The following is a 23759-nucleotide window of genomic DNA, read 5'->3' as shown; positions in this document are numbered from 1 at the left end:
TCGGCGCATGAACCTCAAGCTTGTCCCCGACAACACCAACATCGGCTTCGTGCGGATGCGCTACCTGGCGTTCGGGCTGACGCTGCTGCTGACGATCGGCTCGATCGCTTTGCTGGCGACGCGCGGCCTCAATCTCGGCGTCGATTTCCGCGGTGGCCTGACGATGGAGACCCAGTTTGCCAGCCCGCCGCCGCTCGACCGGCTGCGCATCGAGGTCGACAGTCTCGGCGTCGGCCAGGCGGCGCTGCAGGAGTTCGGCAATGCCCGCACCATCCTGATCCGGCTGCCGCTCCCGGACGGTGATCAGGCGGCTGTCCAGCGCGTCGTTGCAAAGGTCCAGGCCGACCTCAAGGGCAAGTATCCGGGCGTCGGCTTCCGCCGCACCGAAAGCGTTTCCGGCAAGGTTTCAGACGAATTGATCCAGAAGGGCGCACTTGCCGTGCTGCTGTCGATGGCCGCGGTGGCGCTGTTCACCTGGTTCCGCTTCGAGTGGTATTTCGGCGTCTCGACCGTCGTCGCTCTCGTCCACGACGTCATCGTGACCATGGGCTTCTTCGCGCTGACACAGCTGGAGTTCGACCTCAACGTCGTCGCCGCGGTGCTGACCATTATCGGCTACAGCCTCAACGACAAGGTCGTCATCGACGACCGCATCCGCGAAAACCTGCGCAAATACCGCAGCATGGACATCGGCCACATCATCGACCTCAGCGTCAACGAGACGCTGCCGCGCACCGTCATGACCTCGCTGGCGATGATCGTCGCGCTGACCGCGATGTTGCTGCTCGGGCCGAACGTGATCTTCGGGTTCACCGCCGCGATGCTGCTCGGCATCGTCGTCGGGACCTATTCGTCGATCTTCGTGTCGTCGTCGCTGCTGATCTCGCTCGGAGTGAAGAGCCGCGCCGCACCGGCCGAAACCCGCGGCGGCGCGGAGCGGGTCGTCCGCGCCAAGTGACATTTTCGACGAGCGGCGCTGCCTTCGCGATCATCACCGCGACCCACATTGTCATCCCCGCGCAGGCGGGGACCCAAGAACACCGCGCGTTGGGCTGTTGCCAGACCGGCCGACCCTCTCTTCGACAAGCAGTGTTCATGGGTCCCCGCCTGCGCGGGGATGACAGCTAGAAGCCAATGCAAGCCGTCATCCTCGCGGCGGGGCAGGGCACCCGCCTGCGCGAAGCATCACCGATCAAGCCGCTGACGCTCGTCGCCGGCCGCCCGTTGATCCTCCACATACTCGACCGGCTGCGCGCCGGCGGTGCGACCAGCGCGGTCGTGGTGCTCGGCTATGAGGGGGCTGCCATCCGCGCCGTCCTCGACGCCGCCGATACGCTGCCGCTGACCCTCGTCGATAACGCACGCTGGGATGCTCCCAACGGCGTCTCGGTACTCGCCGCCGCGCCGTGCCTCCAGCCCCGTGCCCTGCTGTGCATGGCGGACCACCTCGTCCAGCGCGGACTGTACCGGGCGATGGTCGCCCACGATCTCGGCGATGACGCGCTGGCACTCGGCATCGACCGGAGGCTCGGGCACCCCTGGGTCGACGAGGATGACGTGACCCGCGTCGGCACCCGCGGCGACCGCATCGTCGCCATCGGCAAGCACCTGCCGGTCTACGACGCCTATGACAGCGGCGTCTTTGTCGTCACCCCGGCGCTGACCGACGCACTCGCCAAACTCGCGAATCCCGGGCTTTCGGACGGCGTTCGCGCGCTCGCCGCCACCCGCCGCGCCGGAATCGTTGACATTTCGGACCATGATTGGCTCGATATCGACGATCCGAGGGCCCTCGCGCTCGCTGAACTGTGGACAAGCCGCGCACCGGCCTTCCCAACCGCAGCACTTCCGGGCTAAGCCGTTCCTCCCATGGCACGGTTCATTTTCATAACCGGGGGCGTGGTCTCGTCACTCGGTAAGGGTCTCATGGCCGCAGCGCTCGCGGCGTTGCTGCAGTCGCGTGGATACCGCGTGCGGATCCGCAAGTTCGACCCCTATCTCAACGTCGATCCCGGAACGATGTCGCCCTACCAGCATGGCGAGGTCTACGTCACCGACGACGGCGCCGAGACCGATCTCGACCTCGGGCACTACGAGCGCTTCACCGGCGTGCCGTCGCGTCAAAGCGACAACATCACCTCGGGCCGCGTCTACCAGGGCATCATCGCCAAGGAGCGCCGCGGCGACTTCCTCGGCGCGACGGTGCAGGTCATCCCGCACGTCACCGACGCGATCAAGGCGTTCGCGATGGCCGACACCGAGGACCTCGACTTCGTCCTTTGCGAGATCGGGGGGACGGTCGGCGACATCGAATCGCTGCCCTTCATCGAGGCGATCCGCCAGCTCAGGAACGACCTCGGCCGCGGCAACTCGGTGTCGATCCACGTCACCTTGGTGCCGTTCATCGCGGCCGCGGGCGAGCTCAAGACCAAGCCGACCCAGCACAGCGTCCGCGAGCTCGCCGCACTCGGCGTCCAGCCCGACATCCTGGTCTGCCGCTGCGAGAAGTTCCTGCCCGTCAGCGACCGCGCCAAGATCGCGCTGTTCTGCAACGTCCGGCCGGAGGCGGTCATCCCCGCGCTCGACGCCGCCAGCATCTACGCGGTGCCGCTCCAATACCATGCCGAGGGCCTCGACGAGCAGGTCCTGCTGGCCTTCGGCATCACCCCGGAACCCAACCCCGACCTGTCGCGCTGGGCCTCGATCGAGGAGCGCCTGGCGAACTCCGAGGGCGAGGTCACCATCGGCGTCGTCGGCAAATATGTCGGCCTGCCAGACGCCTACAAGTCGCTGAACGAGGCGCTGGTCCACGGCGGCATCGCCAACCGCGTCAAGGTCAACATCCAGTGGATCGACGCCGAGCTGTTCGAGGCCGACGACAGCGACGTCGCGGCGCGGCTCGAGCCGATGCACGCGATCCTCGTGCCCGGCGCGTTCGGCGAGCGCGGCGCAGGCGGCAAGCTGGCGAGCATCCGCTTCGCCCGCGAACGCAAGGTGCCGTTCTTCGGCATCTGCTTCGGGATGCAGATGGCGTGCGTCGAGGCGGCGCGGAACCTTGCCGGTATCGCAGGCGCGTCCTCGACCGAGTTCGGCCCGACCGACGAGCCCGTCGTCGGCATGATTACCGAGTGGATGAGCGCCGAGGGCCTGCAGACCCGCGACGCGCTCGGCGACCTCGGCGGCACCATGCGGCTCGGTGCCTACGAGGCGGTGCTGGCCGGCAACAGCGTCGCCGCGTCGATCTACGACAGCTCGTGCGCTTCGGAGCGCCATCGCCATCGCTACGAGGTGAACAGCCGCTACCGCGACCGCCTCGAGGCCACCGGCCTGATGTTCTCCGGCATGTCCCCCGACGGCCTGCTCCCCGAGATCATCGAGCGCCCCGACCACCCGTGGTTTGTTGGCGTACAGTTTCACCCGGAGCTGAAGTCCAAGCCCTTCGACCCGCACCCGCTGTTCGCGAGCTTCATCGAGGCGGCGGTCAAGCAGAGCCGGCTGGTCTGAGGCTGCCCTCCACCACGCCGTCATCCCGGCGGAAGCCGGGACCCATCTCCTGAGTTCGGGTGATGGGTCCCGGCGTTCGCCGGGATGACAGGTTGAAAAGGGTATACTGGGCGCAACTGGGTTCCGGCCTTCGCCGGAATGACAATGTGGGGTAGGTCTCGGTCGGGGGACGAAATCATGAGCGATACCGAACACCGCGACTGGCCGCTACGCGCCGCCCTGCTGGCCGTCGCGGGCGCGGCGGTCGCGCTGGCGCTGCACGTCCTGCTCAATGGCAAGACCGAGTGGCAGGTGACCGAGGACAGCGGCCGGCTCGCGCTGGCCGCCTTCCTCGCTGTCGGTGGCGTCGCCTACGCCTTCGTCGTCGAACGCGACCGTCAGCGCCTCAGCCTGAGTTTCGCGCTGGTCAGCGCCGCGATCGTTGCCGCGGTGATCTACTGGAACGGCACCGGCAGCTGGGATGCGACCGATGGCTGGCGTGTCGCCTGCGCGCTGCTGACGGTCGCCATCGCGGCACCGTTGTTCCAGGCTTGGCGCGACGCGTCCGGACATGCCGCCGGGCAGCGGAGTCTCAGCGACCGCATCCCCTACATCGCCGCGCACAATCACGCGTGGACCAACGTCGTCTTGTGGTGCGCCGCTTGCGTCTTTGTCGGCATCACCTGGGGTCTCGCGGAGCTGCTCGCGGCGCTGTTCGACCTGATCGGCATTCACAACCTGTCCTTGCTCCTCCGCAAAGCGTGGTTCGGCAAGATGCTGACCGGAGCGGCGTTCGGCGGCGCGGTCGGCCTGCTCCGCGACCGCGAGCGCGTGCTCGGGACCTTGCAGCGCGTCGTCACGATCGTGCTGTCGGTGCTGGCGCCGGTGCTCGCCGCCGGGCTGCTGGCGTTCCTGGTGGCGCTGCCGTTCACCGGCCTCGTGCCGCTGTGGCAGGCGACGAAGTCGACGACGCCGATCCTGGTGAGCTGCGTCATCGGAGCGCTGCTGCTGTCGAATTCGGTCATCGCCGACCGCCCCGAGGACGAGTCGCCGCGGCGGGCGCTGCGCTGGGCCGCGATGGGACTGGGCCTCGCGATGCTGCCGCTCGGGGTCATCGCCGCGGTCTCGACGGGCCTGCGGATCAACCAGTACGGGCTGACCCCGGACCGGCTGTGGGCGGTGGTGTTCACCGGCATCGCTTGCGCCTACGGGCTGGCGTACCTCGTCCAGCTGGTCCGCGCCCGCGCCGGCTGGAGCGCGCCGGTCCGCGCCGCCAACCTCAAGCTCGCGGTCGGACTGTGCGGCGTCGCATTCGTGCTGTCGACGCCCTTGGTTGCGTTCGGGGCGCTGTCGACCCGCGACCAGGTCGCGCGCCTGGCGAGCGGCCGCACCGCGCCGGACAAGTTCGACTGGACGGCGCTGCGCTACGATTTCGGGCCGAGCGGCAAGGCGGCGGTCGAGCGCCTGGTAAAAAGCGGTGCGACCCCAGCGATCCGGGCGGCTGCAGCGACCGCGCTCAAATCTGAAAGCCGCTGGAGCGCGCGACAGGATGTCGACCAGCAGCAGCGCTCCGACACGCTCGAGAAATACCTGACCATCCTGCCCAAACCGGTGCCGCTGCCCGCTGGCCTGCGCCAGCGCATCGCCGCCTTCGAAAGCTGCAATGCCGAGCACCGCTGCGTCCTGCTGTACGTGCCGGGCGCGCACGAAGCGACGCTGGCCGGGTCCGCTGCCGATATCGGCCCGACCGCCCAGCTCGAGGAAGGCGCGGGAAATTGGGGCGAGACGCGATACCAGGCGCAATCCGCCGAAGTCCGCAAACGCGAGTCCGACGCGCGGCTCGCCGACGCAAATTTACGCGCCGCAGCGATCGCGCGCGGTGACGTCGAAGTCCGGGAGGTCAAGCGACGGCAGATCTTCATCGGCGGCCAACCTGCGGGCGAGCCGTTCGAGTAACGCCGCTCAGGCGTAGCGCGCCGTCGCCCGCCGGTGCCAGTCGTGCAGCGCCGTAAGTTCCCCGGGCACCGGGATGCCGACGAACACCGCGAAGTCGAACACCGTCAGCAGCACGATGTCGGCCACGGTATAGCGGTCGCCGGCCAGCCACTGCTTACCCGCCAGTTGTTCGTCGAACCATTTCAGGACCTCGGCGACACGGCCGCGCGCCTGTTCGGCCACCGCGGGTATCTGCTCGAAGATCGTCGCGGTCAGCGCATGGCCGTGGACCCACACCAGTGACACCGGCACGCCGAGCGTCGTCTCGACCCGCCGCACCCACATGTCGGTCTCCGCCCGTTCCCAGGCATCGGTGCCGAACAGCGGCGGCTCGGGATGGAGCTCGTCGAGGTAGCGACAGATCGCCACCGTCTCGGCCAGCACACGACCGTCGTCGAGGACCAGGAACGGCACCTGCCCGCGCGGGTTGAGCGCCACAATCGCGGGTGATTTGTGCTCGCCCTTCATCAGCGCGACGTTGGTGACCGGCAGGCTGATGCCCTTTTCGCGCAGCAAAAGCGTGACGCGGCGCGGGTTGGGGGCGGGCTCGGGCGCCCCGTAAAGCATCATGCCGCTGATCTCCCCCAATCAAGTCGCCGGGTCGTTGCCCGCCGTTTCGAGATCTTCGTAGACCAAAGCGCCCAAAACGAAAACGCCCGGGGTTGAACCCGGGCGTTCGCGGTGACGAGACCGAAACTTGGTGTTCGACACCCCCGAAGCCCCCCTCAGAGCGTCGACACTGTGTCTCTTGCGACCCTTGTTTCCGAAGACTGGGCCGTCATTCCCTGAACCCTGGCCGCTGTGGCCCCGGTGCAATTGCGTGGATATTCTGGGACTCGCCCGCTGTCACCGGCAAACTCTTCGTAACAAGCAGGTTGTGCAATGTTGTGGTCGAACGGCCACACTGCCTTAAGTGCACCAATTGCGCCTCCACCCCCGCGTGCTACAGGACCGCGGCATCCCCCGGAGCTCTGAACCAATGCGCCTGTCGCGATATTTCCTGCCCGTCCTCAAGGAAACCCCTGGCGACGCGCAGGTCGTCAGCCACCAGCTGATGCTCCGCGCCGGCATGATCCGGCAGACCGCGGCCGGCATCTATGCCTGGCTGCCGCTGGGCCTGCGCGTCCTCAAGAAGATCGAGGCTATCGTCCGCGAGGAGCAGGACCGCGCCGGTGCGGTCGAGGTGCTGATGCCGACGATCCAGTCCGCCGACCTGTGGAAGACCAGCGGGCGCTACGACGCCTACGGCCCCGAGATGCTGCGCATCAAGGACCGGCACGACCGCGACATGCTGTTCTCGCCGACCGCTGAGGAGTTGTTCACGACGATCCTTGGCAACGGCGCCCGCTCGTACCGCGACCTGCCGCTCAACCTGTACCAGATCCAGTGGAAGTTCCGCGACGAGACCCGGCCACGTTTCGGCGTGCTGCGCGGGCGCGAGTTCCTGATGAAGGACGCCTACAGCTTCGACCTTGATTTCGCCGCCGCGCGCCACAGCTACAATCGGATGTTCGTGGCGTACCTCCGTACCTTTCAGCGCATGGGGCTGCACGCCATCCCGATGCGCGCCGACACCGGGCCGATCGGCGGCGACCTCAGCCACGAGTTCATCGTCCTCGCGCCGACCGGCGAGAGCGACGTGTTCTACCATCAGAACTGGGAGCAATCGCGGTTGCTCTATGTCGACGCCGACGACCGCGACGCGCTGGAGACCTTCGTCGACAGCCTCAACGCCGACTATGCCGCGACCGACGAAAAGCGCGATCCGGAGGCTGAGGAAGCCGCCGGCGACGCGATCAAGCAGTCGAAGGGCATCGAAGTCGGGCAGGTCTTCTACTTCGGCGACAAGTACACCAAGGCCATGGGCGTCACCGTCCAGGGCGCCGACGGCCAGCCGGTAAGCCCGCTGATGGGCAGCTACGGCATCGGCATCTCGCGGCTCGTCGGTGCGATCATCGAGGCGAGCCACGACGCCGCCGGCATCGTCTGGCCCGACGCGGTCGCGCCGTACAAGGTCGCGTTGATCAACCTCCGCGCCGACGACGCTGCCTGCGCCGGTGCTGCCGACGCGCTTTACGGCAAGCTCGAGGCCGCCGGGATCGAGGTCCTGTATGACGACCGCGACGAGCGCGGCGGGGCGAAATTCGCCACCGCCGACCTGATCGGCCTGCCGTGGCAGCTTATCGTCGGCCCGAAGGGCGTCGCGGCCGGCACCGTCGAGCTCAAGCGCCGCGGCGGCGAGCGTGAGGACGTCTCGATCGACCACGCAATCGCGAGGCTGTCGTGACACCCTCCCCTTCAGGGGAGGGTCCGAGAGACGCGGCGCTTGCCGCGGCCCGGGGGTGGGTGCTTGCTCCACGCCTGTGTTTCTCCGACGGAGCGTTCCCACCCCCGGGCCAGCGCAAGGGCGCTGTCTCTCGCCCCTCCCCTGAAGGGGAGGGGGCAGGATCGTGATCACCTCCTACGAGCGCATGATCGCCCGGCGCTACCTGCTCCCCGGCCGGGGCGAGGGGTTCATCTTCCTCGTCGCCACCATCGCGACGGGTGCCGTCGCGCTTGGCGTCGCGGCGCTGGTCATCGTCATGTCGGTGATGAACGGCTTCCGGGCCGAGCTGTTCGACCGCATCCTCGGGCTTAACGGCCACGCTGTCATCCAGGGCTACGGCGGCAAGCTGGAGGCGTGGGAGCCACTCGCCGCTAAGGTCCGCGCCACGCCCGGCGTGACCAGCGCGACCCCGCTGATCGAGCAGCCGCTGATGGCGAGCTTCCAGAACCGAGTCGAGGGCGTCCTCGTCCGCGGCATGACGATGCACGACATCCTCGCCACCAAGGTCATGACCGACGGCGTCAAGCAGGGCAGCCTCAAGGATCTTGTCCCCGGCACCAACACCGTCGCCATCGGCGCACGGCTGGCGGAGGCGCTCGGAGCGCGCGTCGGCGACAGCGTCAGCCTGATCAGCCCACAAGGTCAGGTGACGCCGTTCGGCACCGTGCCGCGCATCATCGCCTACAAGATCGTCGCGATCTTCGAGGTCGGCATCTACGACTACGACAAGGCCTTTGTGGTCATGCCGATGCAGGACGCGCAGACCCTGCTCATGCTCGGCGACGCGGTCGGCATGGTCGAGGTGGTGACCGTCGACCCGGACAAGGTCGGGGATATCCTCGCACCGCTGGCCGACACCGTGCGCTCGGTCGCGGTGATCAATGACTGGCGGTCGACGAACTCGGCGCTGTTCGAGGCGCTGGTCGTCGAGCGCACCGTGATGTTTTGGCTGCTGGCGATCGTCATCCTGGTCGCGGCGTTCAACATATTGTCGTCGCTGGTCATGCTGGTCCGCGCCAAGACCCGCGACATCGCCATCCTGCGCACGATGGGCGCCAGCCGCGCCGCTACGATGCGGATCTTCATCTTCGTCGGCTCGGCGATCGGCGCGGTCGGCATCGCCGCCGGGGTGATCATCGGCTTCGTCATCCTGCACTTCCGCGAGAATATCACCGGGCTGATCGCGCGCCTTACGGGCGCGCAATTGTGGGACCCCTCGGTGCGCTACCTTACCGACCTGCCATCGCGCACCGATCCGGTCGAGATCGTCGGTATCGTCCTGCTGGCGCTGCTGCTGTCGTTCCTGGCGACGCTGTACCCCGCCTGGAAAGCGGCGAGCACCGACCCGGTCGAGGTGCTGCGCTATGAGTGAACCGCAAAGCCCGTGGGCCGCTTCCGAGCCGGTCCTCAAGGTCGAGGGATTGACCCGGAGCTTCAAGCAGGGCGAGACCGTCATCGAGGTCCTGCGCGGCGTCGATCTGACCGTCGCCCCCGGTGAGATTGTCGCGCTGCTCGGCCCCTCGGGCTCGGGCAAGTCGACGATGCTGCAGGCGGTCGGACTGCTGGAGGGTGGCTTCGGCGGCCAGATCAGCATCGGCGGCGAGCGCGTGGAAGCGGTGGACGCTGCCAACCGCACCCGCGTCCGCCGCGACCGCCTCGGCTTCGTCTACCAGTTCCACCACCTGCTCCCCGACTTCTCCGCGGTCGAGAACGTCGTCCTGCCCCAGCTCATCGCCGGGCGTTCGCGCGCCGAAGCCACGACCCGGGCCGCCCAGCTCCTCGGCGACCTCGGCCTCGGCGCGCGCCTCGAACACCGCCCGTCGCAGCTTTCGGGAGGCGAGCAGCAGCGTGTCGCCGTCGCTCGCGCCTTGGCCAACCAGCCCGTCCTGATCCTCGCCGACGAGCCGACCGGCAACCTCGACGAAGCCACCGCGGCCAAGGTGCTGGCGGAATTCCTCCGGCTGGTGCGCGGGCAGGGCGGCGCGGCCCTGGTGGCGACGCACAACTTGTCGCTGGCGCAGCGCATGGACCGGGTGGTGACGCTCCACGAGGGGCGGTTGGCCTAACCTGCGAAAACCCCTGCCAGAGCTTTGAGCGTCCGGTTTGGCGGGACCTTCGTCGCGATTCGCCCGCCGGGGTAGAAGGCGTGCGTATCGGACTGTACCGCCAGCGCCTCCAGCGCCTCGGCCAGAGTCTCCGCCGTCCAGCCGCCGTCGCGGGTAACGAGATCGTCCGCGCTCCAGGACCGGAACAGCGCCACGTCGGGCCCCTCGACACCGAACACGCGGCCGGTGAAGCGGTTGAGCGCGCTTGCCAGGTACACAACCAACGGCGACACATGTTCCGGCGCGTGGCGGTCGAAGCCCGAGACCTCGGGCATCGACGCAAGCACATCTGGCGTTGCCGCGACCATTCGAGTTCGCGCGCACGGGGCGACCGCGTTGACACGCACCCCGAGCGCCGCGAGTTCCTGCGCGTGACACTGGGTCAGCGCCGCAATTCCGGCCTTCGCCGCGCCGTAAGCCCCGCCCTGCGGCATCGGGTGGACGCCGACCGGGGAGGTCGTGTTGACGATCGCGCGCCCGGCTTCCGAGCCGCGCTCCGCCCAGTGAACCGCGGCAAAGTGGCTGACCGCGGCGGTGCCCTTGAGGTGGACCGCGATCTCGAGGTCGAAGTCGGCCTCGGTCATGTCGACGAGCAGTGCCGGGCGGTTGATACCGGCATTGTTCACCACGATGTCGAGCCCGCCGAACGTCCGCACCGCCTGCGCGACGATGGTTTCCGCGCCCGCCCAGTCGGCGACGCTGGCAAGGTTGGCGACCGCGATGCCGCCCGCGTCCTGAATCTCGGCCGCCACCGCCGCCGCTGCGTCGCCGTCCCCGCCGCCGGTCACCGAGCCGCCGAGATCGTTGACCACGACCCGCGCGCCTGCCGCCGCGAGTGCCAGTGCATGGCAACGCCCGAGCCCGCGGCCGCCGCCTGTCACAATCGCGACCTTGCCATCCAGCAACGCCATCGCCAACCTCCGTCGAAATAGGGGAGTGCGCATCCTGATCGGCATGGACTTCAGCGGCAAGCACGCACTCGTCGTCGGCGGCTCGACCGGGATCGGCAACGCCGCCGCCCAGCTGTTCCGCGCCGGCGGAGCCAGCGTCGCAGTGACCGGCACGCGGGCGGCGGCGACCGACTATGCGGGCGAGGACGGCAGCCTCGAGGGCCTCGCCTACCACCAGCTCGACATCGGCGACCGCGATGCCGTGGCGGCGTTCGACCCCGGGCTACCGCGGCTCGATGCACTGGTGATCGCTGCCGGCAAGGTCGCCTACCGGCGCGCCGAGTTCGAGATCGACACCTTCGCTGATATCCTCGCGACCAACCTGACCGGGCCGATGCAGCTGGCGCAGAAGTTCCGGCCGGCGCTGGCAGCAGCGAACGGCAGCATCGTCATGATCGGCTCAGTCGCGAGCTTCCGCGGCACCATCGGGCAGCCCGCCTACTCGGCCTCGAAGGGCGGCCTGCTCACGCTGACGAAGACCTTGGCGCAGGCGTTCGCGAGCGAGGGTATCCGGGTCAACCTCGTCGCGCCGGGGCTGATCCGCACCAAGATGACGCGCGTGACGTGGAGCGACGACAACCGCCGCGCCGCGACCGAGGCCCAGGTACCGCTGCGTCGTCTCGGCGAGCCAGGCGACGTTGCCGGCGCGATCGTCTTCCTGTGCTCGGCGCTGGCGGGCTACATCACCGGCGAATCGCTGCTCGTCGACGGCGGACTAAGCGCTTGAGGGATAGACAATCATGAGTTGGGCAGCGGGCAAGACGGTGCTGGTCACCGGCGGCAGCCAGGGCATCGGGCTGGCGACGGCGCGAGCGTTCGAGGCGCTGGGGGCGCGGGTGCTGGTCACCGGCACGCGTGCGGGTCCGGCCGACTACGAGGACCCGCTCGACGGCCTCGACTATCATCAGGCCGACCTCGGGCAATCGCCGTCGCGCCCGGCGCTGGTCGAGGCGGTCGGGCCGATCGACGTGCTGGTCAACAATGCCGGCACCGGGCGCGCCGACGAGTACACGCAGGACGGCTTCGAGGCGGTCATCGACCTCAACCTGAACGCGGTCATGGACGTCTCGGTGCGCTTCCACCCGCACCTCAAGGCCGTCGGCGGCTCCATCGTCAATGTCGGCAGCCTGGCGTCGTTCCTCGCGCTCCGCGAGACCCCCGCCTACACCGCGTCGAAGGCTGGTCTGCTCGGGCTGACGCGGGCGCTCGCCGACAAATGGGCGCCGGACGGCGTCCGCGTGAACCTCGTCGCGCCCGGCCTCGTCCGCACCCGCATGACCGCGGGCCAGCGCCGCGACCCCGCCTACGAGACCCGTCTGCTCAAGGCGGTACCGATGCGCCGCTGGGGCGAACCCGGCGAAGTCGCGGAGGCGATCGTCTTCCTCGCCAGCCCCGGCGCGAGCTACATCACCGGCCAGAGCCTCGCCATCGACGGCGGCATGATGCTGCGGTGAGCATCGAGCCTGCCGCCGACGTTCCGGAACCAACCCCCGCCCGGCGCGGCAGCCTCCGCGAGCGCCTGTTCGACGACCGCATCCGCGACCGGGTGCTGACCACCGTCGACCTCGCGGCGACATTCGTCTTGGCCGCCGAGTGTGCGGTGACGGCGGTGGGAGCCGATTTCGACCTGTTCGGCATTCTCGTGCTGGCGTTCGTCGGCTCGACCGGCGGCGGCGTGCTCCGCGACCTGATCCTCGGCGAGCACCCCCCGGCGGCGTTCCGAGACTGGCGCTACGCCGCGCTGGCGCTCGCCGCGACGATGGTCGTGGTCGGCTTCGGCCTCGCCTCGGGGCATGTCGCGGACTGGACCCCGCCACTTGCGCTCGACGTGTTCGAGGCGGTCGGCCTTGCCTTGGCCGCGGTCGCCGGAGCCCGCAAGAGCCTCGACTACGGGCTCAACGCGGCCAGCGTCGTCATCATCGCGACCGTCAACGGTTGCGGCGGCGGCATCCTCCGCGACGTCCTCAGCGCCCGCGTGCCGCATGTGTTGCACGCCGACTTCTACGCCACCGCGGCGCTGGCGGGGGCCGCGCTGATGGTCGTGCTGGTGCGGCGGTTCGGGGTCGGCAGGGGCATCGCGGGCATGATCGCGGGGGTGGCGATCTTCGGCCTGCGAACGGCGGCGCTACTGGGGGAGTGGCGGTTGCCGCACTTGCGCTAGGCGCACGCCTTCACCCATGCCGTGGACGACCGAGACCAGTACGAACGAGATGATCATCAGCAACAGCCACGCACTCAGCTTGGCGAGCGGCACCATTGTCCACTCACCTGACTGGCCGGGATAGAGCCAGGCGTGGCTGTAGGTGCCGATGTTCTCGGCGAACCAGATGAACAGCGCGACCAGCACGAAGCCGAGCAGGATCTGCATGCGCCGCTCCGTACGGAACGGCGTGAAGACGAACCATGTCCGCCGGAATACGATCGCGGTCGCCGCGAACAGCAGCCAGCGCAGGTCGGGGATGAAATGATGACTGAAGAAGTTGATGTAGATCGCTGTCGCCAGCAGCGGCGGCTGCCAAAGCGGCGGATAGCCGACCGGTTCGATCTCGAAGATGCGCCAGATGCGGGCGATATAGCTGCCGACCGCGGCGTACATGAAGCCCGAGAACAGCGGCACGCCCGCGAGCTTGAGCAGCCGGCCTCGGGGTAGATCCATGACCCCATGTGGGTCTTGAAGACCTCCATCACCGTGCCGACAACGTGGAACGCCAGGATGACTTTCGCCTCGGCCAGCGTCTCGAGGCGGAAAGCCAGCATGCCGGCCTGGATCGCGACCGCGACGATGACGAGGAAGTCGTAGCGCGCCAGCGGTGCCGATGCCGGGTACCAGAGGTGCGTCGCCAGCAGCGCGCCGAGCATCAACGCGCCGAACAGGCAGGCCCAGCCCTGCTTGAAGCCGAACAGCAGGAACTCGAACAGCCAGTCCTGCCAGCGGTGCCGAAAGCGCAGCGCCTCCAGCCGCCGACGGACGCCGGCAAAACGGCTGTGCGCCGCTGTCGGTCCGCCTAAAGCAGCGTCGTCAGGCGTTGCCCTGCCTTCGGTTCATGAACGCCAGCCGCTCGAACAGCATCACGTCCGCCTCGTTCTTGAGCAGCGCGCCGTGGAGGGGCGGGATCAGGCTCTTGGTGTCGCGGTTGCGGAGGACTTCGACGGGGAGGTCCTCGTGCATCAGCAGCTTGAGCCAGTCGAGGAGCTCGCTGGTCGACGGCTTTTTCTTCATGCCCGGGACTTCGCGCATGTCGAAGAAGATGTTGAGCGCCTCGGCGACGAGGTTCTTCTGGATGTCGGGGTAGTGGACGCGGACAATGCTTTCCATTGTCTCGCGGTCGGGGAACTTGATGTAGTGGAAGAAGCAGCGGCGCAGGAAGGCGTCGGGCAGCTCCTTCTCGTTGTTCGACGTGATGATGACGATCGGGCGCTGGGCCGCCTTGATGCGCTCGCCGGTCTCGTAGACGTCGAATTCCATGCGGTCGAGCTCGGTTAGCAGGTCGTTCGGGAACTCGATGTCGGCTTTGTCGATCTCGTCGATGAGCAAGACCGGCAGGCGCTCGCTGGTGAAGGCCTCCCACATCTTGCCCTTGCGGATGTAGTTCGCGATGTCGTGGACACGGGCATCGCCGAGCTGGCTATCGCGCAAGCGCGATACCGCGTCGTATTCGTACAGGCCCTGCTGCGCCTTGGTCGTCGACTTTACGTTCCACTCGATCAGCGGGGCGTCGAAGGCGGTAGCGATTTCCTGCGCCAGCACGGTCTTGCCGGTGCCGGGCTCGCCCTTGACGAGCAACGGGCGGCGCAGCGTCGCGGCGGCGTTGACCGCGACCCGCAGGTCGTCGGTGGCGACATAGGCATCGGTGCCTTCGAAACGCATGGGCAGGACCTCGGTGTCGACGCTCGCGTCGGGGGGTTGACGTTCGCGTCAGGGGTAGCGGGCGGGCTGCCGCGCGGCAAGCCTGACACAAACGTCTATCGCCGACGCTAACGATACGTCAGCGCGATATCGCTGTGCTGGGTGCCGGAGCGGCCGAACAGCGCGCCGGCGATGTCGACGGCCTGGCGGGTCAGCTCCGGGCGGCCGGCGGTGCCGAGCTTGTAGTCGGCGGTCGCTTCGAAGCGGTCGAGCTTGGCAACCATCATGATGCGCATCGGCGCCGGGGCGAAATAGCGGGCGTGGCGGACGAACGGCACTGGGCCGCTGGTGTCGACGCTGAGCTCCGCGCTGAACTTCTCGGGCGATGCGCCCTTCACGCTGACGCCGCCGGGCGGCAGCTTGGCCAGGCGGTAGGTGACCGACCCCGGACCTTCGGCGACGCGAACCGGGCCGGCGGCGAGGAATGTCGCGAGGCGGTAGTAGCCGGGCACGCCGCTCGCCTCGGAAGCCTTGACTGCGTCCGCAGCGGCGCGCGCCTCGGGTGGCTTGCCGTCGATGCTGAGGACCGTCCAGGCGCGGCCATCCCAGCGATCGACCTGGTCGTGGCGCTCGACCTTGCCGTCGCTGGTCTGGCTGCTCGCGATGCTGCGTTCGAAGCTCAGGGTCGCCGGGGGCAGGGCGTTGGCCCCGGCGATCAGGCGGGCGAGGAGCGGGTCGGCAGGCGCAGCGCCGAGCAGGGCAACGGCGGCCAGCGCGAACGCCGGCCGCCGATATCCTCCCCCTGATCCGATCAATTCGGCCGCCCCCGGCGCACCGGGTCAGCCCTTGGTCGAAGCGTACAGCCCCCACATGTTGGCGATGTCGCGGACCGGGCTGGCGTCGGGAATGCCGGCGAAGGTCGCCTTGGCGGGACCGACCTGGCCGGCCTTGACCTGCGCGATGCCCTTGAACAGCCGGGCGGTGTCGGCGCCGCTGCCGCTGACCGTCTCGGCCTTGTCGTAGGCGGCGATCGCCGGGCCGTACTGGCCGAGGCCGAAGTAGGCGTTGCCGCCCTGCATCGCGGTCGCCGGGCTGGCGGCCAGCTTGGGGGCCTGCGCGGCGGACGCTGCGGTGCGCTCGTTTGCGGCCTGCGCGAGGCGGACGCTCATCGCGTCGGTGCCCGCGGTGCCGGCCTTGCTGAGGACTTCCTTCGCGGTGCCGGACTGGCCTGCGACCAGCGCCAGCTTGGCGAACTCGAGATAATCCTCGTTACGGTCGATGGTGCCGGTCTGGTTCATCAGGTGGTACAGCGCGAGCTTGGCGTCGGGCGTCATCGGGGCCTGGCGCATGTTGATCAGCAGCGTCTTCCAGCGGGCCGGCGACGGGTCGATCTTGATCAGGCGGGTGGTGGTGGCAATGTAGCCCTTCTTGTCGCCGGACTTGTACTGCGCACCCGCGAGGTTCTCGAGGTACACCGGCTTGGCACCGTTCGACTTGATCAGGTTGTTGTAGGCGGTGACCGCCTCGCCGTAGCGGCCCTGCTTGACCGCGGCCTGCGCGATCAGGATCTGCATGTTCTCGCCGCCGGCCTTGCGGGCATAGCTGACCGCCTTGTTGTAGTCGCCGGCGTTGTAATACAGGCCCGCGAGTTGCTGCGGCGGCGCGCCCATCGCCTCGAGTTCGGAAGCGGCGCGGCCGTACTGGCCGGCGCGGGTGTACACATAGGCCGCCATCTGGCCGACCTTGTTGCGCTCCTCGGGAGTCTTGGCGGCCGAGCGCGCGCTGTTGACTGCGGCGATGGCGGCGGCGGTGTTGCCCGACTTCGCGGCATTGGCGGCCTGCACCAGAGGCTTGCCGACCCCGGCCGAGACCGCGGCGGCGGCTGGCGCTGTCGAGACCAGCGCGGCCGCGATCAGAACAACCGGTGCGAACGACGACGCAAACTTCATGATGACCCTCTCGAGAAACCCGCGTTGGACGGGCGCTTGACGTTGATTCTATGCGGCCCGCGTGGCTGGCGGATGAACGGGCGCACGAGTCTGTTTAATCGAAGCTCAACGCTGTGCAAACGATCGTATTGCGCGGTGGTGCCAAGGGGCGAAATACCCTCCTGTCTTGCCCGTCCGAAGCGTCGCGACTAGACCGCGCCCCAACCAAAAGGGGACTATCGCTTGACGCGTGCATTCGTATTTCCGGGGCAGGGCAGCCAGGCCGTCGGCATGGGCCAGGCACTCGCCGCCGCATCCCCCGCCGCCCGTGCCGTGTTCGAGGAGGTCGACGACGCGCTCGGCGAGAAGTTGTCGGCGCTAATGTTCGAGGGACCCGAGGACTCGCTCAAGCTCACCGCCAACGCCCAGCCGGCGATCATGGCGGTGTCGATCGCGGCCTTGCGCGTGCTGGAGCAGGAGGGCGGCATGCGCCTCGCCGACAAGGCGGCGTTCGTCGCGGGCCACAGCCTTGGCGAATACACCGCCCTGTGCGCGGCGGGTTCGCTCAGCCTTGCCGATACCGCCCGCCTGCTCCGGTTGCGCGGGCTGGCGATGCAGGCGGTGGTGCCGGTCGGGGTCGGCGCGATGGCGGCGCTGCTCGGGCTCGACCTGCCGAGCGTGCTCGAAGTTGCCGCCGAAGCGGCTGCGGGACAGGTCTGCCAGGCCGCCAACGACAACGCTCCGGGGCAGGTCGTCGTCTCCGGGCACATCGAGGCGGTGACCCGGGCGATCGCGCTGGCGCGACCGCGCGGTGCCCGCCACGCTATCCTGCTGCCGGTGTCGGCGCCGTTCCACTGCTCGCTGATGCAGCCCGCCGCGGAGGCGATGGCGGCGGCGCTGGCGGATGCCCGCCTCGATGCGCCGTACGTGACCCTGGTGGCAAACGTCACCGCCGCTCCGGTCAGCGATATCGAAACTATTCGTACGCTATTGGTCGAACAGGTTACGGCAATGGTCCGGTGGCGCGAAAGCGTCCTGGCGATGGCCGGACTCGGTGTGGACGGTTTCATCGAGCTTGGCGGGCGCGTGCTCGGCCCGATGATCAAGCGCATCACGCCCGACGTGCCGTGTACTGCGGCCACCGACATGGCCGGCATCGAAGCGGTCGCGAAGACACTCTAGGGGACCGCCGAATGTTCAACCTCTCCGGAATGACAGCCCTGGTTACCGGTGCCTCGGGCGGCATCGGCGGCGCGGTGGCGCGCGCGCTCGTACAGCAGGGCGCCAAGGTGGCGCTCTCGGGCACGCGGCGCGAGGCGCTCGACCAGCTCGCGAGCGAGATCGGCGGGGCGGAGGTGCTGCCCTGCGACCTGTCCGACGGCGCCGCGGTCGATGCCCTGGTCCCGCAGGCGGTGGCGGCGCTGGGCACCCTCGATATCCTCGTCAACAACGCCGGCGTCACCCGCGACAACCTCGCGATGCGGATGAAGGACGAGGAGTGGGACACCGTCATCCGGGTCAATCTGGAGGCCGCGTTCCGCCTGTGCCGCGCCGCCTGCAAGCCGATGATGCGGGCGCGCTTCGGGCGGATCGTCTCGATAACCTCCGTGGTCGGTGTCACCGGCAATCCGGGGCAGGTCAATTACGCGGCGTCGAAGGCCGGCCTGATCGGCATGTCGAAGGCGCTGGCGCAGGAGGTCGCGACCCGCGGCATCACCGTTAACTGCGTCGCGCCCGGGTTCATCGTCTCGGCGATGACCAATGCGCTGCCGGAGGCGCAAAAGGACGCGCTGACCGCGCGCATCCCCGCCGGGCGGCTCGGCGAAGGTGCCGACATCGCCGCCGCGGTGGTCTACCTCGCGTCGCGGGAGGCGGCCTACGTCACCGGGCAGACGATCCACGTCAACGGCGGGATGGCGATGATCTGAGGCGGGGATTGCGGGCGGGCTTCGTTCAGCTTGGGATGACATCCCGAGATTCGCTGCTTTGTCATCCCGGGCCTTGCTGCAGTGTCATCCCGGACTTGAACCGGGACCCAGCGAATTCCGAAGTCCAAGCGCTGGGTCAGCTGGGTCCCGGGTCGAGCCCGGGCTGGCACCGTAGCATGGCGCGATCGCCACGCTTCCCCACATCCGGAACCTCACCGCTTTGCGAGCGCTTGCCACGGTGCGCCACCTTGGCTATCGCCTGACATCAACAATTCGGAGGCGGCGACGCCTCATGACCGGGAGAGGATTACCATGAGCGATGTCGCTGAGCGCGTTAAGAAGATCGTCGTCGAGCATCTCGGCGTCGATGCCGACAAGGTGACCGAGGATGCCAGCTTCATCGACGACCTCGGGGCCGACAGCCTCGACACCGTCGAGCTGGTGATGGCCTTCGAGGAAGAATTCGGCGTCGAAATTCCCGACGATGCGGCCGAGAAGATCCTGACCGTCAAGGATGCGATCGGCTTCATCCAGACGCACGAAAAGGCCTGAAATACCGGCGCTGATCCGGCTTGCGCCTGACGGGCGCACGGGGTGCGCGCCCTGGGTTTTCGAAACGGCTCCCCGCGCTTGTGGGGAGCCGTTTTGGTTTGAGCCCGACACTTTGAAAGGAGAACGCGGATGCGCCGCGTCGTAATTACCGGCCTTGGGATGGTGACGCCGCTGGGCAGCGACGTCGAGACCGTGTGGGCCTCGCTGATCGCCTCGAAATCCGGCGCCGGCCCGATCACCCGCTTCGATGCGACGGGCTATGCCTGCCGGATCGCGATGGAAGTGAAGCGCGGCGACGGCACCGGCGACACCTTCGATGCCGGCAAGCGGGTCGACCACAAGGTCCAGCGCCAGGTCGACCCGTTCATCATCTACGGTATCGACGCCGCCGGCCAAGCCCTTGAGGACGCTGGCCTCACCGACATGACCGAGGAACAGCGCTTCCGGGCCGGCTGCACCATCGGGTCGGGCATCGGCGGCCTGCCGGGCATCGAGGAGGAGTCGATCGTCCTGCACGAAAAGGGCCCGCGCCGGGTCTCCCCGCACTTCGTCCACGGCCGCCTGATCAACCTGATCTCGGGCCAGGTCAGCATCAAATACGGCCTGATGGGCCCGAACCACGCGGTCGTCACCGCCTGCTCGACCGGCGCGCACGCGATCGGCGACGCGGCGCGGATGATCGCGCTCGACGACGCCGACGTGATGCTGGCCGGTGGCTCCGAGGGCGCGATCTGCCCGCTCGGCATCGCCGGGTTCAGCCAGGCACGTGCGCTGTCGACCAACTTCAACGACGAGCCGACCCGCGCCAGCCGTCCCTACGACAAGGACCGAGACGGCTTCGTCATGGGCGAGGGTGCCGGCATCGTCTGCCTCGAGGAGTACGAGCACGCCAAGGCGCGCGGAGCCAAGATCTACGGCGAAGTCATCGGCTACGGCCTGACCGGCGACGCCTACCATGTCACCGCGCCGCACCCGCAGGGCTCGGGCGCTTTCCGCTCGATGGAGATGGCGCTGCGCCGCGCGGGCCTCAACCCGTCCGACATCGACTATATCAACGCCCACGGCACCTCGACGCCGATGGGCGACGAGCTCGAGCTCGGCGCGGTCCGTCGCCTGTTCGGCAATGCCATCGAGACGGTCAGCATGTCGTCGACCAAGTCGGCCATCGGGCATCTGCTCGGCGGCGCGGGAGCGGTCGAATCGATCTTCTGCCTGCTTGCGATGCGCGACCAGATCGTCCCGCCGACGCTCAACCTCGACAACCCGTCGGATGCCTGCGAGGGCGTGGACCTCGTGCCGCACATCGCCAAGCGCCGGTCGGTCAAGGCGGTGCTGAACAATTCGTTCGGGTTCGGCGGCACCAACGCGACACTGGTCATGCGGGCACTATGACCGATGGCGCGGGGGAAGCGGCGCGCGCCGCCAAAGCGCTCGCCGTCGCGGCCCGCCCGCCCGCCGTCGCGGTCCGGACGCGCGCCGTCGCGGCGACGTGAGCCGCGGTCGATGAAGTTCGGGCGCGCGGCCAGCACAGTGCTTTTGCTGCTCGCGCTGATCGGCGTGCCGGTGTTTCTCGCGCCGTGGTTCGGGCATCCTGATCGGCCGCTCAAGACCGTCGACGTGGTGATCAAGGCAGGCGCGACCCTCGCCGATGCCGCCAATGTCCTCGAAGACGCCGGCCTGGTCCGCGACGACCGCCAGTTCCGCGTACTGGCCCGGCTGTTCGGCGGCAGCCGTCCGGTGAAGGCCGGTGTGTACCGCCTCGCGCGCGGCGACGCCTGGGGGCATTATCTCCACCAGCTCCAGGTCGCCGACGTGGTCAGTTACCGGGTGACGATCCCGGAAGGCTGGCCCGCGGTGCTCGTTGCCGACCGGCTGAACGCCGAGACCCGGCTGACCGGCACCGTCGCCGTTCCCGCCGAAGGCTCGGTATTGCCCGACACCTACGACTTCCAGTCGGGCGAAACCCGCGCCGCCGTCGTCAAGCGCATGCAGGCGGCGATGACCAAGACCCTCGCCGACCTGTGGAAGACCCGCACCCCCGCCAGCATCGTCAAGACGCCCGCCGAAGCAGTCATTCTCGCCTCGATCGTAGAGAAGGAAACCGGCAAGCCCGCCGAGCGCCGGATGGTCGCCGGAGTCTATACCAATCGCTTAAGGCAGAACATCAAGCTCGATGCGGATCCTACTGTAATCTATCCCTATACCAAGGGCCGGCCACTCGGCCGCCGCATCCTCCGCAGCCAGCTGCAGGCCCTGAATGGTTACAACACATATAGCCGTATAGGCCTACCAGTCGGACCAATCGCCAACCCCGGCCGCGCCTCGATCGCCGCCGTTCTCGACCCCGCGCCGACCAAGGCGCTGTACTTCGTGGCGGACGGCACCGGTGGCCACGTCTTCGCCGACACGCTGGCGCAGCACAACGCCAACGTCGCCAAGTGGTTCGCTATCCGCCGCGCCCGGGGCGAGATGTGAGGCTGATCGTGCGGCTGGGGGCGCTGGTCCTGCTTGCCTGGGCGTGGGGCTTCGTGTGGTTCGCGCTGACCCTCGCGCCGCCGGCTCCGCTTGCCTCAAAGACCGACGGCGTCGTCGTCCTGACCGGCGGTGCGGGCCGCCTGCAGCGCGGCGTCGACGTGCTCGTCGCCGGCTCGGCGCAGCGCATGCTCGTCTCAGGCGTCGAGCGCCGCGTCACCGACGCCGCCCTGGCCCACGAGGTCAACGCGCCCGCCGGCCTGTTCGGGCGCGACGTCGACCTCGGCTTCGAGGCGATCGACACCCGCTCCAACGCCGAGGAAACCGCGGCCTGGGTGCGACGCCACAAGTACAGCTCGCTTCGGCTGGTGACCTCCGCCGCCCACATGCGCCGCGCGCGCCTCGAGCTCGACGGACGGTTGCCGTCTGCCGTAGCCATCGTCCCCGACGGCGTCGACGGCGAGAACAGCGTCACCGGCCTGCTCCGCGAATACAACAAGCTCGCCCTCCGCTTCGTTGCCCGCGGGCTCGGCGTCCAATGATCGCGGTGCTTCGCTCGTTGGTGTTCGCCCTGGTCTTCCACCTTGGCTCCGTGCCGATCGTCGTTGGCGCCGCACTGATCGCGCCGGTGTCCCGCAACGCGCTGCGCTACATGGCGAAGCTGTGGTCGCGCTGGTTCATCTGGACGGCGCGAGTGCTGCTCGGCGTCCGCCTCAAGGTCGAGGGGACCGTCCCGCAGCACGCGGTGATCATCGCCGCCAAGCACCAGTCGGCGTACGAGACGATCCTCGTGCTCTACCTGTTCGACGATCCCGCAACTGTGATGAAGGCGGAGCTGCTCAAGATCCCGGTGTGGGGCTATGTCGCGCAGCGGCAGGGGGTCATCCCGATCGACCGCGAGGCGTCGGTGCAGGCGATGCGGACGATGATGCGTGCGGCGCAGTCGGCGAAACAGCTCGACCGCCCGGTGGTGATCTTCGTCGAGGGCACGCGGGTGTCGTGGGGCGAGCGGCCGCCGATCAAGCCGGGCTTCGTCGGGCTATACCGGACGCTGCGCCTGCCGGTGGTGCCGGTCGCGCTCGACAGCGGGCGACTTTGGCCAAAGGGTCTGGTCAAGCACGCCGGCACGATCACGCTGCGCTTCGGCGAGGCGATCCCGCCCGGCCTCGAGCGCAGCGACATCGAGGCGCGAGTCCACACCGCGATCAACGCGTTGAACCCGGCATGAAGCGCATCCCGCTGTGGTTGACGGTCGTCCCGCTGATCCTCGGGGTGGCGGGCTATTGGTGGTTCTGGTCGGGCTACAAGGACGGCTTCCGCGAGCAGATCGCCGCGGTTTTCCCCGGTTCGCCGGTCACCATCGGCGGCTTCCCGTATCGCCTCGAGGCCGAGGTCGGCTCTCCAAGGCTTGAGTCGCGCGGCGATGTGCCGGCGACCGCCAGCGCCGACAACGCCATCCTCAACCGCGGTCCGTGGCAGCCCGACCTGACCATCGTCCGCAGTGCCGAGCCGCGGGTGTCCGGCCGCATTCCGGCGCTGGCGAACTCCACGCTGAGCATCGCCGCGCCGTCGTCGGAGACCAGCCTCCACCTCGATCAGGCCCGGCGCATCGCGCGACTGTCGACGGTGTTCGACAAGCCGCGGGTGACGCTCGCGCTCCTCGGCCTGCCACTGACCGCGACCAAGCTGGAGGTCCATTTCCGCGAGACTACAGGTCGTAGCGCCGAGGCGTGGTCGCCGAGCCTGCCGCAGCGCGCGCAAGTCGTGCTGGAGGGGGAGGGGGTCAAGGCCGCCGCCGGTGCGCCGCTCAAGCTCGCGGCCGATATCCGCGTCACCGGGCCGACGCGGCTGATCGATTACGCGCGCTGGGCGAGCAAGGGCACGGTCGAGATCCACGCGCTGACGCTCGCCGACACGACCGACGAAGTGCTCCGCCTCGATGCGACGATGGTCGCGAGCGGCGGCGTGCCGCGCCTCACCGGTACCCTCGTCACCAGCTGCCCGCAGACCGTCCGCGCCGCGCTGACCGGCGAGCGGGTCAGCGAACAGCGCTTGCGCCTGCCGGTGACGCTCAGCCTGTCGGGCTCGCCCGGCGCGTGGCAGCTCGGCAATCTCCCCGAAGCCGGCCGCGCCACCCGGGCTCAGCAACCCGCGTGCCCCGCGCTGCGTTAGG

Annotated in this window: 23 protein-coding genes and 1 pseudogene; 18 read left to right on the top strand and 6 right to left on the bottom strand. The window is 68.7% G+C overall.

All coding sequences use genetic code 11. The features are described from left to right. Positions 1 to 7: 7 nt before the first annotated feature. The 4 genes from secF to KX816_10945 all read left to right on the top strand — a co-directional run bounded on the left by secF (position 8) and on the right by KX816_10945 (position 5439). Complete coding sequence (gene secF / locus KX816_10960) at positions 8 to 958, top strand: protein translocase subunit SecF (GenBank protein QXQ04825.1); 951 nt, start codon at positions 8 to 10, stop codon at positions 956 to 958. A gap of 176 nt (positions 959 to 1134) precedes the next feature. After that, positions 1135 to 1857, top strand: a complete 723-nt coding sequence (locus KX816_10955; GenBank protein QXQ04824.1) for an NTP transferase domain-containing protein — start codon at positions 1135 to 1137, stop codon at positions 1855 to 1857. A gap of 12 nt (positions 1858 to 1869) precedes the next feature. Next, positions 1870 to 3504, top strand: a complete 1635-nt coding sequence (locus tag KX816_10950) for a CTP synthase (protein ID QXQ04823.1) — start codon at positions 1870 to 1872, stop codon at positions 3502 to 3504. A gap of 177 nt (positions 3505 to 3681) precedes the next feature. Then, on the top strand, positions 3682 to 5439 hold the full coding sequence (locus KX816_10945) for a DUF4153 domain-containing protein (protein QXQ04822.1): 1758 nt from the start codon (positions 3682 to 3684) through the stop codon (positions 5437 to 5439). Positions 5440 to 5445: 6 nt separating this feature from the next. Here KX816_10945 and KX816_10940 read toward each other — a convergent pair whose 3' ends face one another. Beyond that, positions 5446 to 6048: a glutathione S-transferase family protein gene (locus KX816_10940; protein QXQ04821.1), complete on the bottom strand. Its 603-nt coding sequence runs from the start codon at positions 6046 to 6048 to the stop codon at positions 5446 to 5448. Positions 6049 to 6457: 409 nt separating this feature from the next. On the opposite strand from KX816_10940, the gene KX816_10935 reads away from it, so the two are divergent. The 3 genes from KX816_10935 to KX816_10925 all read left to right on the top strand — a co-directional run bounded on the left by KX816_10935 (position 6458) and on the right by KX816_10925 (position 9870). Next, positions 6458 to 7765 carry a proline--tRNA ligase gene (locus KX816_10935; protein QXQ04820.1) on the top strand — a complete coding sequence of 436 codons (1308 nt, stop codon included), beginning with the start codon at positions 6458 to 6460 and terminating at the stop codon, positions 7763 to 7765. Positions 7766 to 7925: 160 nt separating this feature from the next. Next, on the top strand, positions 7926 to 9176 hold the full coding sequence (locus tag KX816_10930) for a lipoprotein-releasing ABC transporter permease subunit (GenBank protein ID QXQ08520.1): 1251 nt from the start codon (positions 7926 to 7928) through the stop codon (positions 9174 to 9176). Beyond that, entirely contained in the window at positions 9169 to 9870 is a 702-nt protein-coding gene (locus tag KX816_10925) for an ABC transporter ATP-binding protein (GenBank protein ID QXQ04819.1), read from the top strand. The genes KX816_10930 and KX816_10925 overlap by 8 nt, the downstream gene beginning before the upstream one ends. Here KX816_10925 and KX816_10920 read toward each other — a convergent pair. Further along, positions 9867 to 10820 (bottom strand): SDR family NAD(P)-dependent oxidoreductase, encoded by a 954-nt coding sequence (locus KX816_10920; GenBank protein QXQ04818.1) that lies wholly within the window; start codon positions 10818 to 10820, stop codon positions 9867 to 9869. The two genes, KX816_10925 and KX816_10920, sit on opposite strands and share 4 nt — an antisense overlap. A gap of 37 nt (positions 10821 to 10857) precedes the next feature. Here KX816_10920 and KX816_10915 point away from each other — a divergent pair, with 37 nt between their 5' ends. From KX816_10915 to KX816_10905, 3 genes are read left to right on the top strand one after another with little or no spacing between them, the layout of a single operon-like run. After that, on the top strand, positions 10858 to 11586 hold the full coding sequence (locus tag KX816_10915) for an SDR family oxidoreductase (protein ID QXQ08519.1): 729 nt from the start codon (positions 10858 to 10860) through the stop codon (positions 11584 to 11586). Positions 11587 to 11599: 13 nt separating this feature from the next. Next, entirely contained in the window at positions 11600 to 12313 is a 714-nt protein-coding gene (locus KX816_10910; protein ID QXQ04817.1) for an SDR family oxidoreductase, read from the top strand. Beyond that, positions 12310 to 13020: a TRIC cation channel family protein gene (locus KX816_10905; protein QXQ04816.1), complete on the top strand. Its 711-nt coding sequence runs from the start codon at positions 12310 to 12312 to the stop codon at positions 13018 to 13020. The genes KX816_10910 and KX816_10905 overlap by 4 nt, the downstream gene beginning before the upstream one ends. Here the strand turns inward: KX816_10905 and KX816_10900 are convergent. The 4 genes and pseudogenes from KX816_10900 to KX816_10885 all read right to left on the bottom strand — a co-directional run bounded on the left by KX816_10900 (position 12985) and on the right by KX816_10885 (position 16655). Further along, a pseudogene (locus KX816_10900) lies at positions 12985 to 13817 on the bottom strand (DUF817 domain-containing protein). The gene KX816_10905 and the pseudogene KX816_10900 overlap by 36 nt on opposite strands. 61 nt (positions 13818 to 13878) lie before the next feature. Then, a complete protein-coding gene (locus KX816_10895; protein ID QXQ04815.1) occupies positions 13879 to 14727 on the bottom strand; it encodes a MoxR family ATPase in 849 nt (282 codons plus the stop codon). 107 nt (positions 14728 to 14834) lie between these two features. Further along, positions 14835 to 15521, bottom strand: a complete 687-nt coding sequence (locus KX816_10890; GenBank protein QXQ04814.1) for a hypothetical protein — start codon at positions 15519 to 15521, stop codon at positions 14835 to 14837. Between the two features lie 24 nt (positions 15522 to 15545). After that, a complete protein-coding gene (locus KX816_10885; GenBank protein QXQ04813.1) occupies positions 15546 to 16655 on the bottom strand; it encodes a hypothetical protein in 1110 nt (369 codons plus the stop codon). 270 nt (positions 16656 to 16925) lie between these two features. Between KX816_10885 and KX816_10880 the strand changes: the two genes are divergently transcribed. From KX816_10880 to KX816_10845, 8 genes are all read left to right on the top strand, one after another. Then, positions 16926 to 17816 (top strand): ACP S-malonyltransferase, encoded by an 891-nt coding sequence (locus KX816_10880; protein QXQ08518.1) that lies wholly within the window; start codon positions 16926 to 16928, stop codon positions 17814 to 17816. Between the two features lie 11 nt (positions 17817 to 17827). Then, entirely contained in the window at positions 17828 to 18562 is a 735-nt protein-coding gene (gene fabG, locus KX816_10875; protein QXQ04812.1) for a 3-oxoacyl-[acyl-carrier-protein] reductase, read from the top strand. Positions 18563 to 18874: 312 nt separating this feature from the next. Next, entirely contained in the window at positions 18875 to 19114 is a 240-nt protein-coding gene (locus KX816_10870) for an acyl carrier protein (GenBank protein ID QXQ04811.1), read from the top strand. 129 nt (positions 19115 to 19243) lie between these two features. Then, the gene (gene fabF / locus KX816_10865) at positions 19244 to 20506 is read left to right on the top strand and encodes a beta-ketoacyl-ACP synthase II (GenBank protein QXQ04810.1); all 1263 of its coding nucleotides are present in this window, start codon (positions 19244 to 19246) and stop codon (positions 20504 to 20506) included. A 111-nt stretch (positions 20507 to 20617) separates the two neighbouring features. Further along, positions 20618 to 21589: an endolytic transglycosylase MltG gene (gene mltG, locus KX816_10860; GenBank protein ID QXQ04809.1), complete on the top strand. Its 972-nt coding sequence runs from the start codon at positions 20618 to 20620 to the stop codon at positions 21587 to 21589. A 2-nt stretch (positions 21590 to 21591) separates the two neighbouring features. Continuing rightward, positions 21592 to 22128: a YdcF family protein gene (locus tag KX816_10855; GenBank protein QXQ08517.1), complete on the top strand. Its 537-nt coding sequence runs from the start codon at positions 21592 to 21594 to the stop codon at positions 22126 to 22128. After that, on the top strand, positions 22125 to 22814 hold the full coding sequence (locus KX816_10850) for a 1-acyl-sn-glycerol-3-phosphate acyltransferase (GenBank protein ID QXQ04808.1): 690 nt from the start codon (positions 22125 to 22127) through the stop codon (positions 22812 to 22814). The genes KX816_10855 and KX816_10850 overlap by 4 nt, the downstream gene beginning before the upstream one ends. Continuing rightward, positions 22811 to 23758, top strand: a complete 948-nt coding sequence (locus tag KX816_10845; protein QXQ04807.1) for a DUF2125 domain-containing protein — start codon at positions 22811 to 22813, stop codon at positions 23756 to 23758. The genes KX816_10850 and KX816_10845 overlap by 4 nt, the downstream gene beginning before the upstream one ends. Position 23759 lies beyond the last annotated feature (1 nt).

The sequence above is a fragment of the Sphingosinicellaceae bacterium genome (genome assembly GCA_019285715.1).
Taxonomy (GTDB): domain Bacteria; phylum Pseudomonadota; class Alphaproteobacteria; order Sphingomonadales; family Sphingomonadaceae; genus Glacieibacterium.
Note: the sequence above shows the minus strand (reverse complement) of the source record. Positions and strands in the feature narration are given on the sequence as shown.